This is a genomic window from Streptomyces sp. NPDC104367 (assembly GCF_055583825.1).
On the sequence record NZ_JBVJND010000002.1, the window covers coordinates 572,949 to 584,956 of the forward strand.

The 12,008-nt window shown below is 70.9% G+C and carries 11 protein-coding genes; 4 read left to right on the forward strand and 7 right to left on the reverse strand.

Features of this window, described 5'->3' with window-relative positions; genetic code table 11:
* Window positions 1-9: 9 nt before the first annotated feature.
* A complete protein-coding gene (locus ACZ619_RS05425; protein WP_469594377.1) occupies window positions 10-1,008 on the reverse strand; it encodes a helix-turn-helix domain-containing protein in 999 nt (332 codons plus the stop codon).
* 322 nt (window positions 1,009-1,330) lie between these two features.
* Here ACZ619_RS05425 and ACZ619_RS05430 point away from each other — a divergent pair, with 322 nt between their 5' ends.
* A complete protein-coding gene (locus tag ACZ619_RS05430; RefSeq protein WP_469594380.1) occupies window positions 1,331-2,572 on the forward strand; it encodes an acyl-CoA dehydrogenase family protein in 1,242 nt (413 codons plus the stop codon).
* Between the two features lie 27 nt (window positions 2,573-2,599).
* Here the strand turns inward: ACZ619_RS05430 and ACZ619_RS05435 are convergent, their stop codons facing one another.
* Window positions 2,600-3,043 (reverse strand): Rrf2 family transcriptional regulator, encoded by a 444-nt coding sequence (locus ACZ619_RS05435; RefSeq protein ID WP_469594381.1) that lies wholly within the window; start codon window positions 3,041-3,043, stop codon window positions 2,600-2,602.
* Window positions 3,044-3,213: 170 nt separating this feature from the next.
* Here ACZ619_RS05435 and ACZ619_RS05440 point away from each other — a divergent pair, with 170 nt between their 5' ends.
* The 3 genes from ACZ619_RS05440 (at window position 3,214) to ACZ619_RS05450 (ending at window position 6,767) form a co-directional block, all read left to right on the forward strand.
* Window positions 3,214-3,888, forward strand: coding sequence for a DUF3105 domain-containing protein (locus ACZ619_RS05440; protein WP_469594383.1), 675 nt, complete (start codon window positions 3,214-3,216; stop codon window positions 3,886-3,888).
* A 1-nt stretch (window position 3,889) separates the two neighbouring features.
* The gene (locus ACZ619_RS05445) at window positions 3,890-4,525 is read left to right on the forward strand and encodes a DUF305 domain-containing protein (protein ID WP_469594385.1); all 636 of its coding nucleotides are present in this window, start codon (window positions 3,890-3,892) and stop codon (window positions 4,523-4,525) included.
* Between the two features lie 298 nt (window positions 4,526-4,823).
* Complete coding sequence (locus ACZ619_RS05450; protein ID WP_469594388.1) at window positions 4,824-6,767, forward strand: S53 family peptidase; 1,944 nt, start codon at window positions 4,824-4,826, stop codon at window positions 6,765-6,767.
* Between the two features lie 178 nt (window positions 6,768-6,945).
* Here ACZ619_RS05450 and ACZ619_RS05455 read toward each other — a convergent pair whose 3' ends face one another.
* The 5 genes from ACZ619_RS05455 to ACZ619_RS05475 form a co-directional block, all read right to left on the reverse strand.
* Window positions 6,946-7,710 (reverse strand): hypothetical protein, encoded by a 765-nt coding sequence (locus ACZ619_RS05455; protein WP_469594389.1) that lies wholly within the window; start codon window positions 7,708-7,710, stop codon window positions 6,946-6,948.
* A gap of 108 nt (window positions 7,711-7,818) precedes the next feature.
* A complete protein-coding gene (locus tag ACZ619_RS05460; protein WP_469594391.1) occupies window positions 7,819-8,436 on the reverse strand; it encodes a Uma2 family endonuclease in 618 nt (205 codons plus the stop codon).
* A gap of 138 nt (window positions 8,437-8,574) precedes the next feature.
* Window positions 8,575-9,801: an MFS transporter gene (locus ACZ619_RS05465; RefSeq protein ID WP_469594394.1), complete on the reverse strand. Its 1,227-nt coding sequence runs from the start codon at window positions 9,799-9,801 to the stop codon at window positions 8,575-8,577.
* 148 nt (window positions 9,802-9,949) lie between these two features.
* Entirely contained in the window at window positions 9,950-11,002 is a 1,053-nt protein-coding gene (locus tag ACZ619_RS05470; RefSeq protein WP_469594397.1) for an endonuclease/exonuclease/phosphatase family protein, read from the reverse strand.
* Window positions 11,003-11,184: 182 nt separating this feature from the next.
* On the reverse strand, window positions 11,185-11,814 hold the full coding sequence (locus ACZ619_RS05475; protein WP_469594399.1) for a TetR/AcrR family transcriptional regulator: 630 nt from the start codon (window positions 11,812-11,814) through the stop codon (window positions 11,185-11,187).
* Window positions 11,815-12,008: the final 194 nt, after the last annotated feature.

Consider the following 12,008-nt stretch of genomic DNA (forward strand, 5'->3'; position numbering starts at 1 on the left):
GCCGAACCGTCACGGGGCAGCGGCCGCAGGAGGCGCACCGTCGCGCAGCCGGGACGGGGTGCAGCCGTAGTGGCGTCGGACCGCCTTCGCGAGATGTCCGGCGTCGGCGTAGCCCCATGACGCGGCGATGTCGGCGATGGTCCGCGCACCGGGCCGGGCAAGGTCCCGGGCAGCGGCCTCCACCCGCATCCGGGACACCTCGTCGCCGAAGCTGGTCCCGTGCTGGGCGAACAGCTGGTGGAGGCGGCGCGCGGAGACTCCGACGGAAGTGGCGGCGTCGACGGCCGGGACGGGCCCGTACCGCAGCCGACCGCGGGCGAACCGCAGCGCGGCCACCCGGCGGGCCTCGGCAGTGCCCACGGTCTCCGGACCGGCTTTCCCGCCGGCCGCGTCCAGGGTCAGCCTCAGCAGGTCGGCCAGAGCGGCGGCGAGAGCCATGCGTGCGGCCTCGGACTCGACGTTCGCGGCCCGGGCCGCCCGCATGGCCGCGGTCAGGACGTGCCCCGTCCCTTGGTCGCCGGCGAAGGAACGGCCGGTGAAGCCGCGGCCGGGGTGCACCAGGTCGGCTGTCGCGCTGCGCGGCAGACGCAGGCTCAGCACTCGCCACAGGTCACCCGAACCTGACTCCAGGTACTCGAACCGGTAGGGCCGGGTGGTGTCGAAGACCGAGAAGGAACCGGGCCGGATGATGCTCGTCCGGCCGTCCTGCGTCGCCTTGCAGACGCCTGCGAGCTGGAGGTTCACGAACATCAGCTCGCCGTCGGCGCGAGCCACCTCCCGGCGCCCGTGGTCGATCATCTGACTGCACGACGAAACCTCCGAGAGACTGGCATCGCCCAGCTCCGCGGAGTCCACCCAGCCGGGCATCCCGTCGGCGTCGAGGCTCGAGGCTCGTTGTTCGGCCGTCCGCCACGGAGACAGCGGCGTGAAGGTCTGGCACAGGACGTCGGACCACATGCCGCGCTGGTCCGAGGCCGACAGCCCCGCAGTCGAGGCGTAGCTGGCCATGACCGTCCTCCTGGCTCGGCGGCTGTGCACAGCGGTCTGTGTCCACCCGCGGGAAAGGCTGTTTGCACCAGTCTGGACATCGGCGCCGCGCACTGTGTTTCGCGGTGGTGACGCCCAGGGGTCCGTCGACTCACGGACGACCACTCGCTCCGAGGGGTGCGCTGACAGCCGATCGCGGTTGCGCATTCGTTCGCGTCGGCCGTACGCGACCTTGCATAACGTCCGGATCGGCCGGCAACGGCGCCGGCGCTGCGAGACATCCGACGCGGTCCGGTCCGCCGGTCGTCGTCATCCCGACATCGCCACCACGAAAGGAAGAGACATGACCGTAGGGTTCTTGCTCTCCTCTGATCAGGACAAGCGCAAGCACGAGGTCCGCTCGTTCGCCGACGAGCATCTGGCACCTCTGGTCGAGAGCATTCGCGAGGCCTCCACGCCGGAAGAGGCGGTGAAGTCCATGCGGACGGCCCACGAGAAGGCCGTTGCCTTCGGTGTGGTCCGCAGCATGATCCCCCCGGAGTTCGGGGGCGCTGCCGGCAGCGGCATCGACGCGGCGATCATGTGGGAGGAGCTGTGCACCGTGATGCCGGAGATCATGGACAGCTTCGGCGGCGTCATGCTCGCGCTCGGCACCGTGACGGCTGCGGGCACGCCGGATCAGGTGCGGCGGCTGTCGAAGCCCTTCCTCGACCCCGGCAACCCGGCCCCGGTCGCCGCGATGGCCTTCAGCGAGCCGGGCGGAACCGCGAACTTCGACGCGCCCCCGCCGGCGCCGGGCCTGCAGACCACGGCCGTCCTGGACGGCGACGAGTGGGTGATCAACGGCGAGAAGGAGTGGGCCGCCTACCTCGGCGGCTGGGACGGCAGGGGACCCGACCTGATGGTGGTGGTCTGCCGTACCCCTGGGGGCATCTCGCTCATCGCCGTCGAGCGGAAGCACCTGGAGGCCGGAGGTCTGACCGTCCTGGGTCACAACGACACGGTGGGCTTCCGCGGCACGGCGACCTCGCGGGTACGGCTGACCGACGTCCGTGTGCCCAAGGACAACCTCATCGGGCAGGAGGGGGACGGGGTCGATCTGACCTTCCAGGCCTTCACGGTCAGCGCCGGCGCGGTCGGCGTCCTGGCGACCTCCTCGATGCGGGCGGCGTTCCAGGACGCCTTCGGCTTCGCCACCACCGAGCACCGCGGCGGCCCGGTGCCGATCATCGAGCACCGCGTCGTCTCCGACATCCTGGCGCGTGCGAAGGCCCAGATCGAGGTGACCCGGCTGATCTCGTGGCGGGCGATGGACGCCGCCATGAGCGGTGCTCCCACGGCATCGGAGTGGTGTCTGCACGCCAAGGTCTTCGGCTCCGAGACCGCGGTCGACGTGATCAACCAGCTCATCCGCGTGGTCGGTATCCGTTCCTACACCAAGAGCTTCCCGATCATGCACCGGCTCTTCGACGCCTTGTCCTACCCCATCCTGGAAGGTGGCAACATCAGCGTGCGGCTGCGCCAGCTGCAAGGTGTCATGACCGCTCCCGGCTGGGACCCCCTGGAGGCCTCCGGCATGGCTTAGCCTCTCGCACCTCCCCGGTGGCCAGCTTCAGCCCCCCGGCCGCCTGGAGATGTCCAGGAGCAACGGCCCCGTCGGCTCCGCCACCATGTCCGCCACCGTCACCGGGTCCAGCGTCGCGAAGAACGCCTCCTGGGCCCGGCGCAGGGCGCCCCGCAGACGGCACGCGGAGCTGAGCGGGCAGGGGGCCGTACCGCCCTCGCAGTCGACGACGTCGCCGTCGCCCTCGAAGGTGCGCACGAGCGCGCCCACCGAGGCCGTGCGCCCCTTCCCGGTCAGCGAGAGCCCGCCGCCCCGGCCGCGCCGGGCGTCGACCAGGCCGAGGTGCTGGAGCTCGGCGACCACCTTCGCGGCGTGCGTGTACGGCACGTCCATGTCCGCCGCGGCCTCACGAGTCGTGGGGCTGGAGTCGCCCGCGACGGCGAGCCGCATCAGGAGCCGCAGAGCCAGGTCGGTGGAGCGCAACAGCCGCATACCGGCCAGCGTAGGTAATGCGCATCCGCCGTTCAAATTATCGGTTTGCTGTCGGATCGCAGGCCTTTCCTGGTCTTTCCTGTGCCCTCCCTACGACTCACCCCATCTCCCCCATTACGATCAGCGGGCCCCACCGTCCCCGTCCCTTTCCCCCCAGAAGGACACATCCCATGGGTTCCGCGAAGAGCAAGGCCGGCAGTGCCGAGCGCAAGGCGCGTATAGAGCAGATGCGGCGCGCGGAGCAGGCGCGCGAGCGGCGCAACCGGATCCTGACGATCGGCGCGAGCGTCGTGGTCGTCGCCGGTCTCGTCGTCGGCGGTGTGGTGCTGGTCCGCTCCCAGTCGGGCAAGAGCGACAGCGCGAGCGACGCGAAGGGCAGTTCCGGGGACTCCGGGCACTTCACCACCGGCAAGGACGGGGTGCGGACCTGGACGGGCAAGCTGTCCCGCACGCACGTCTCCGGCACCGTGGACTACCCGATGCACCCGCCGGTCGGCGGCAACCACAACCCGGTGTGGCTCAACTGCAACGGCAACGTCTACACCAAGGCCGTGAAGGACGAGAACGCCGTGCACGCGCTGGAGCACGGGGCGGTCTGGGTGACGTACACCGACAAGGCCGGGAAGTCGGACGTGGACACGCTGGCGGCGAAGGTGAAGCAGACGCCGTACTCGCTGATGAGCCCGTACACGAACCAGACCTCGCCGATCGAACTGACGGCGTGGGGGCACCAGTTGAGCGTGAAGAGCGCCGACGACCCGAAGGTCGCCAAGTTCTTCGAGACGTATGTGCAGGGCAAGCAGACCCCGGAGCCGGGCGCCTCCTGCACGGGCGGGACGATGTGACGTGAAGAAGCACATCGGCTGGCTCGCCGGCACCACGGCCGCGGTGCTCGTCGCGGCCGGCGCGATCACCTACGCGGTCGCCGAGGACGGCACCGGCCACGACGGCGGGCCGAGCGTCCCGAGCGCGGACGGGGCGGACGCGGGGTTCGCGCGGGACATGGCGGTCCATCACCAGCAGGCCGTGGAGATGTCCTACATCGTCCGCGACCGCACGAAGGACGCCGAAGTGCGGCGGCTCGCCTACGACATCGCGCAGACGCAGGCCAACCAGCGCGGGATGCTGCTGGGCTGGCTGGATCTGTGGGACCTGCCGAAGGTGTCGGCCAAGCCGCCGATGTCCTGGATGGGCATGGGCGACATGCCCGAGCGCGGGGACGGTTCGCTGATGCCGGGCATGGCGACCGACACCGAGCTGAAGAAGCTCCAGCGCCTGAACGGCAAGCAGGCGGAGATCTTCTACCTCCAGCTGATGACGGACCACCACAAGGGCGGCATCCACATGGCCGAGGGGTGCGTGGCCAAGTGCACGGTCGAGGTGGAGAAGAACCTCGCGCAGGGCATGGTGGACGCGCAGCAGTCGGAGCTGTCGACGATGAAGCAGATGCTGAAGGAGCGCGGCGCGAAGCCGCGCGACTGACGCACACGCCCAACTGCCGTACGACTTGGGGGATTTGTCGACTTAACGGCACCGCAAGAACTTGCCGACAATCGCAATCAATCCGTAACGTTCGGCGCGTGACCGATAACCGGCCAAAGACCCCTAATCAACGCCCACTTGGGGTTTCCTTGGCTTTTTCATTCCCCTGGCATGAACAGTTCACCGAAAGAGTGACGTCCACCGTGTGATCCATTCACGGGCCGTTCCGCCGCAGGCCCCCCGGTGATCACGGACGACCCGACCACTCCATGCGACGAACCGCATAGCAGGGGGCAGTATGAGATCGAACCGTGCCAAGGTACGGGCCGGTGTGAGCCTGGCAGCGACACTGCCGATGGTCGCCGGTGCGCTCGCGCTCGGCATACCCGCGGCGCACGCTGCGGACAACCCGGCCCGTGACACCCTGGCGGGCACCAAGCCCGCCTGGGCCACGGCCAAGGCGGACAAGGGCGCCACCTCCAACAGCTCGCAGGTCAAGGCCCGGGTCTACCTGGCCGGCCGGAACGCCACGAGCCTCGCGGCCTACGCGAAGGCGGTGTCCGACCCCAGCTCGCCGCTGTACGGCAAGTACCTGAGCGCCAAGCAGGCCCAGGCCCGCTTCGGTGCCACCGCGGCCCAGGTGAAGGCCGTGAAGTCCTGGCTGACCGCGTCCGGCCTGAAGGTCACCGCGGTCACGCAGCACTACATCGCCGTCTCCGGCGAGGTGTCCGCCGTCGAGCAGGCGTTCGGCACGCAGCTGCACAACTACGCCAAGGGCTCGAAGACCTACCGCGCCCCGTCGAAGGCCGCGTCGGTCCCGTCAGCCGTCAGCGACGCCGTCCTGACCGTGACCGGTCTGGACAGCGCGCCGCACAAGGCCAGCCACGACGACACGCTGCCGCCGCCGGACTCGGTGTTCAAGAACTCCGGGCCGTTCTCCTCGTACTACGGCTCGAACATCGCGACCACGCTGCCGGACGCGTACGGCACGAAGATCCCGTACGCGGTCCAGGGCTACACCGGCAAGCAGCTGCGGGCCGCCTACGGCGCCGGCGCGTACACCGGCAAGCACGTGCGCGTCGCGATCACCGACGCCTACGCCTCGCCGACCATCGCCTACGACGCCGGCACCTACGCCAAGGCGCACGGCGACGCGGCCTGGAAGACCGGCCAGCTGCACCAGGTGCTGCCGGGCGACTACACCAACACCGAGGAGTGCTCGGCGGCCGGCTGGTACGGCGAGGAGACCCTCGACGTCGAGGCCGTGCACGCGGTCGCGCCGGACGCCGACGTCACCTACGTGGGCGCCGCCTCCTGCTACGACGACGACCTGCTGGACTCGCTCAGCAAGATCGTCGACAACCACCTGGCCGACATCGTCTCCAACTCCTGGGGCGACATCGAGGCCAACCAGACCCCGGACCTCGCGGCCGCCTACGACCAGGTCTTCCAGCTGGGCGCGGTACAGGGCATCGGCTTCTACTTCTCCTCCGGCGACAGCGGCGACGAGGTCGCCAACACCGGTACGAAGCAGGTCGACACCCCGGCCAACTCGGCGTGGGTGACGGCGGTCGGCGGTACCTCCCTCGCGGTCGGCAAGGGCGACAAGTACCTGTGGGAGACCGGCTGGGGCACCGAGAAGGCCTCGCTGTCGGCCGACGGCAAGAGCTGGACCAACTTCCCCGGCGCGTTCACCTCGGGCGCGGGCGGCGGCACCAGCAGGACCGTCTCCGAGCCGTACTACCAGAAGGGCGTCGTCCCGAACTCGCTCGCCAAGGCCAACAGCGCCGCCGGCAACCGCGTGGTTCCGGACATCTCGGCGATCGCCGACCCCAACACGGGCTTCAAGGTCGGCCAGACCCAGACCCAGGCGGACGGCACGGAGGCGTACAGCGAGTACCGCATCGGCGGCACCTCGCTGGCCGCGCCGGTGATCGCGGCCGTCCAGGCGCTGGCCCAGGAGGCGCGCGGCGGCAAGGCGATCGGCTTCGCCAACCCGCTGATCTACTCCAAGTACGGCACCAAGGCGTACCACGACGTCACGGACAACCCGACCGGCAAGGGCCTCGCGGTCGCCCGTGTGGACTTCGCCAACGGCTACGACGCCACCGACGGCCTGCTGACCTCGGTCCGCAGCCTCGGCAAGGACAGCTCGCTGTCCGCGGTCAAGGGCTACGACGACGTCACCGGCGTCGGCACCCCGGCGGGCGGCTACGTGGAGTCGTACCGCAACCGGCGCTGACCCGCCGCCGCGGTGATCCGCCGAAGCGGTGATCCACTGAGGCCTTGATCCGCCGAGGCCGTGATCCGCCGAGGCCTTGATCCGCTGGGCGGACGAAGGGGCGTGGGGTCCGCAAGGGCCTCGCGCCCCTTCGCGTCGGCCGGACCCGGGTGCGGCCGTGCGGAGGCGGGGCGCGCGGTCAGGAGCGGGGCAACCGGTCGTACGTACGGAACGTGTAGGTCGCGTCGTAGGCCATCAGGTTGCCGCTCGCCGCCGGCAGGCCGAGCCGGCGGTTCAGCGGCGCGGTCAGGGGTCCGCAGTCCTCGGCGGCGGGGGCCGCGAAGGTGTCGTCGTACGCCGAGAACCTGATCAGCGGCGGGTCCTGCGATATCCACTCCGAAGGCCCGGACCGCTTCAGCCGGAAGTCGACCGGCGTGCTCGCCCCGACGGCGCACGTCTTCGGCAGCAGCGGGCTCAGCAGCCGGAAGCGCAGGCTGAACCGGCCGGTGTAGAAGTCGGACCGGCCGCCGTACTCCGGCCGGATCGCCAGCCGGAGCCGCGAGTCCTCGTCCGCCGCGCGACCGGTAAGCCCGCCCGGCACGGCGGTCGGCGTGCTGTGCATCGCGCCCCACACCTGCCCGTCGGTGCCGTCCGGCATCGGGCCCTCGGCGTGCGTCATGGTGATCGGGGCGAGCGTCACGGTGACCTTGCCGATCGTCAGCAGCGGTGCGGCGGTGTGCACCTCGCATCTCCAGCGGGCCGGATCGACCCCCGCGGGAAGCGCCGGGCAGTCGCCGAAGCCGGTCGCGGGCGAGGCCGCGGCGGGATACGGCTCCGCGTACGCGGGACTCGGTGCGTACACGCCCGCGAGACCTGTCAGGGCGGCGGCGCCGGCGAGGGCGACCGCGGCACGGCGGACGGGAGAGGGGCGGGGGCCACGAGGGCGGACGGCGGTGTTCGTCATGCTCAGCAGTCTGCCGACCGCCCCCGCCCGCCCACTATCGGTGACTCCCCTGCCCCGCCCCTGAGCCGACCCTGATGACTCGTCAGGGACACCGCCCCGTCAGCCGCCTCAGCCGTCCCGCCGGACCGGGCGGGACGCCTTGAGAACCTGGTCGACGTCGAGGGTGACCCGGGCGCCGATCGCCGCGGGCAGCGTGACGGTCTCACCGGGCGAGTACGGGCGGTGATGCTCGTAGCGCTCCCCGCTGGGATCGGTGAGCACGTGGACGCGCTGATGCTTGCGGTCGACGACGACGTAGACCGGAACCTTGGCCTGCGCGTAGGCGACGGCTTTGGTCTTCAGGTCGTCCTTCCAGTTGCTGGAGGTGACCTCCAGGACAAGCCGGAAACAGACCGGGTCGTAGGCGTTGTTCTCGACGAGGTGGTCGTCGATGTCGGCGTCCACGATCGCCAGGTCGGGGATGGCGTAGTCCTCGGCTCCGCCGGGCAGCCAGAGTCCGACGTTCTGGAGGACCTCGGTGTCGTCGTCCAGGCCCGCCGCGATGAAGAGGCTCATGACGTCGGTCAGGACGCGGGCGTGCGGGGCATCCAGTGGCGGGGTCACGAGGAGGTGGCCGCCGATGATCTCGACGCGGTGACCCGGATGGCGCTCCATGATCTCGTCGGCGATCGCCGTGCGCGAGAACGAGTCGCTGGCGCAGAGCTGCTCGATGGTCGCGTCGGGCATCGCGTGCCTCCCGGGGGTGGGCGTCAGGAGCATCATCGTGGGCCGATCGCACCGGCCGGGACGCCACGTCCGGGCCGCTTCACCCGAACGTGGCGTCCCGGCCGGGCGCGCGTCGGCGGCCGGCCGGGACCGTGGAGGTCAGCAGGAGCGCACCGGTTCCGCCGGTTCCGGGACGTGGGAGGCGATGACTCGTTCGCGGGAAGTCGCTGCCGGGGCGGTCCGGCGGCGGTCCACCGCGAAGGCCACGCTCGCGACGCCCAGGCCGAGGACGGCGAGGGCCGCGCCGGCCAGGGCCGGGGAGGTGACGCCGAAGCCCGCGGCCAGGGCCACGCCGCCGATCCAGGCGCCGCCGGCGTTGGCGAGGTTGAAGGCCGCCTGGTTCGCGGAGGAGGCGAGGGAGGGGCCCGCGGCAGCGCGCTCCATGACCATCAGCTGGAGCGGGGAGCCGGTGACGAAGGCCGCCACACCGAGCAGGACGACCGCCAGGGCCGCGCTCCACTCCGCCCGCATCAGGACCGGGAAGACGAGCAGCACCACGACCATGGCGGCCAGGCCGCCGAAGAGGGTGCCGCGCATCGCGTGGTCGGCGAGACGGCCGCCGACCAGGTTGCCGATCGTGGCGCCGACGCCGAACAGGGCGAGCAGCAGCGTCACGCTCGTCTCGGCGTACCCGGCGGACCCGGTCAGCATCGGTGTGATGTAGCTGTACGCCGAGAAGAGCGCGCCGAAGCCGACCACCGTGGTGGCGAGGGCCAGCCAGACGGGGAGCGAGCGCAGGGCGGAGAGCTCGCCGCGCAGGCCCGTCGCCGGGGCCGGGGTGCGGGTGGGGTGGATCAGCAGCCGGACCGCGGCCATCGCGGCCACGCCGATCAGGCTCACGCCCAGGAAGGTCGCGCGCCAGCCGAGGTGCTGACCCATGAGGGTGGCGACCGGGACGCCCGCGATGTTCGCGATGGTGAGGCCCATGAACATCAGGGAGACGGAGCGTGCCTTGCGCTCCGGTGCCACCAGGCCGGTGGCGACCACCGCGCCGACGCCGAAGAACGCGCCGTGCGGCAGGCCGCTCAGGAAGCGGGCGGCGAGGAGGGAGTCGTAGCCGGGGGCCAGCGCCGAGAGCGCGTTGCCCGCGACGAACAGGGCCATCAGGGAGACGAGGACCGTGCGGCGGGACATGCGCGCGGTGAGCGCGGCCAGCAGCGGGGCGCCGATGACGACGCCCAGCGCGTACGCCGAGACCAGATGGCCGGCGGTGGGGATCGAGATGTGCAGGTCGTCGGCGACGTCGGGCAGCAGCCCCATCATCACGAATTCGGTGGTGCCGAGACCAAAAGCGCCGACGGCCAGTGCGAGCAGGGCCAGGGGCATGAAGGGCTTTGCCTTTCTGGGGACAGGGTTCCGTGCGTTCTAAGTTCAGCTACGGAACAAAGTGTCCCAGGCCCAGTATTCCGGCAGGTTACAGCGCGGCGTCCATTTGTCCTGACAAAGTTGACGACACCGCGCTGACCTGCTGTTTTCACAAACCCGATGTGGCCAGGTTCACACGTGCCGCGATGGGCCGGTGGTCGCTGCCGGTTCGCGCCAGGGTCCAGGAGCGCTCCGGGTCCACGCCCTTGACCATGATCTGGTCGATGCGCGCCAGGGGGAACGAGGCCGGCCAGCTGAACCCGAAGCCGCTGCCCGCGGCGCCCTGGGTGGAGCGCATCTGCGAGGTGACGGCGTTGAGGGACCGGTCGTTCATCGTGCCGTTGAGGTCGCCGAGCAGGATCACCCGGGACAGCGTCTCGTCGGCGATGGCCTCGCCGAGGGCGTCCGCGCTCTTGTCGCGCTGGCGGGCGGTGAAACCGGCCTTCATCTTCACGCGCACGGAGGGGAGGTGGGCGACGAAGACCGCGAGGGGGCCGTCCGGCGTGGCGACGGTGGCGCGCATCGCGCGCGTCCAGCCCAGCTTGATGTCGACGGCCTTCACCCCGGTGAGGCGGTACTTGCTCCACAGAGCGACGGTGCCCTCGACCACGTGGTACCTGTACGTCGACTTCAGCGCCTTCTCGTACGCCGGTACGGCGCTCGCCGTCAGCTCCTCCAGGGCCAGCACGTCGGCGCCGGACGCGGCGAGCTGATCGGCCGTGCCGGTCGGGTCCGGGTTCTCGGCGTTGACGTTGTGCGTGGCGACCACGAAGTCGCCGCCGGTGCCGGACTTGTCGGTGAGCAGTCCGCCGAACAGGTTCAGCCAGACGATCGCCGGGAGCAGTACGGCGATCAGCGCGGTGGCCGACCTGCGCACCACGCCGATCAGGACCAGCACCGGGATCAGCAGGCCGAGCCAGGGCAGGAACGTCTCGGTGAGACTGCCGAGGTTGCCGATGGCGTTGGGGATGCGGGAGTGCAGCAGCATCACACCGGCGAGCAGCAGCGCGACCGCGGCGGTGACGAGGCCCCGGCGCCAGATCCGCGGATCGTCGCGCCAGCCGGACAGCAAGCGGTTCACCAGGCGCCGGAACCGGTCTCCCCGGCGCTCGGGCCCCGAGCCGCCGTTGTCCGTCTCCGTCATGTACGCCTGCTGCGCCATACCGCCTGCCTCACAACCTGCCGTGCACACCGTCGTCCCCCGGATACGACCCTAGGGGATGATCGGCTCCGTTCCCGCCGTCACATGACGGCCGTACGGAAGACGAGGACGAACAAGCCGAGGGGAAGAGTTCCGGTTGCCGGCGGCGGGGCGGGGACTGTGACGAAACGAGCACATTCCCGTTAGGCGTCGGGCGGGCTGACGGGGCGTAGGCCGGCCAGTATCGAGTCGACCATCTGTTCGGCCAGGCCCTCGGGGAGTTCGGCGTCCGGGCGCAGGACGGACCGGAGCAGCATCGGCCCGCTGAACATGTCGTTGGCCAGGTCCAGGTCGATGTCGGCGCGGAGTTCGCCGTTCTGCTGGCCGCGTCGCAGCACCTCGATGCCGAGCCGGCGCCGGGGGTTGACCACGCTGGCGTGGTAGGCGTTCCAGATCCGGGGGCTGCTCTTCATCTGGGCGTAGACGTTGTGCAGGATGGCCGACGAACGGCTCATCAGGCCGCGCCGGCGCAGCGACTCCAGCAGGACGACGAGGTCGTCGCGCATGGAGGTGCCGGGGAGTTCGGGGTCGGGGGGCTCGGCTGCGCGCATGACGTCGACGAACAGCTCCTCCTTGCCGTTCCAGCGGCGGTAGATGGTGGCCTTGCCGACGCCGGCGGTCCGGGCGATCCGCTCGATGGACAGCTCGGCGAGCGGGACGCCGTCCTCCAGGAGCTTCATCACCCCTTCCAGGATGGCGCTCTCCACCGCCTCGCTGCGGGGGCGGCCCCTGCCGGGGCCCACGGGCCGCGGCCGACTGTCGGCAAGGCTCACGTCATACCGTCCTCTCACTGGCTGCGGGGATTCTCCCGCAGCAGTAGCCGCCCCCGTGCTCTCACCGTTCCCCCGGCGGGTCCACCGGACCCACCGGTTTCAACGGCCCGTCCGGGCCTTCGGGTTCCACGGCCCGCCCGGCCGGCCCGGGCCCTCCGCTCACGCGGGGCGCCCGGTTCGAGCGGGCTCTTCGG

What these genes read in the sequence shown, in the direction of transcription:
- ACZ619_RS05470 (WP_469594397.1), bottom strand. Translation starts at nt 11,002, where the DNA reads ATGGCGCAGCAGGCGTACATGACGGAGACGGACAACGGCGGCTCGGGG.
- ACZ619_RS05435 (WP_469594381.1), bottom strand. Translation starts at nt 3,043, where the DNA reads ATGCGGCTGTTGCGCTCCACCGACCTGGCTCTGCGGCTCCTGATGCGG.
- ACZ619_RS05440 (WP_469594383.1), top strand. Translation starts at nt 3,214, where the DNA reads ATGGGTTCCGCGAAGAGCAAGGCCGGCAGTGCCGAGCGCAAGGCGCGT.
- ACZ619_RS05450 (WP_469594388.1), top strand. Translation starts at nt 4,824, where the DNA reads ATGAGATCGAACCGTGCCAAGGTACGGGCCGGTGTGAGCCTGGCAGCG.
- ACZ619_RS05465 (WP_469594394.1), bottom strand. Translation starts at nt 9,801, where the DNA reads ATGCCCCTGGCCCTGCTCGCACTGGCCGTCGGCGCTTTTGGTCTCGGC.
- ACZ619_RS05455 (WP_469594389.1), bottom strand. Translation starts at nt 7,710, where the DNA reads ATGACGAACACCGCCGTCCGCCCTCGTGGCCCCCGCCCCTCTCCCGTC.
- ACZ619_RS05425 (WP_469594377.1), bottom strand. Translation starts at nt 1,008, where the DNA reads ATGGCCAGCTACGCCTCGACTGCGGGGCTGTCGGCCTCGGACCAGCGC.
- ACZ619_RS05430 (WP_469594380.1), top strand. Translation starts at nt 1,331, where the DNA reads ATGACCGTAGGGTTCTTGCTCTCCTCTGATCAGGACAAGCGCAAGCAC.
- ACZ619_RS05460 (WP_469594391.1), bottom strand. Translation starts at nt 8,436, where the DNA reads ATGCCCGACGCGACCATCGAGCAGCTCTGCGCCAGCGACTCGTTCTCG.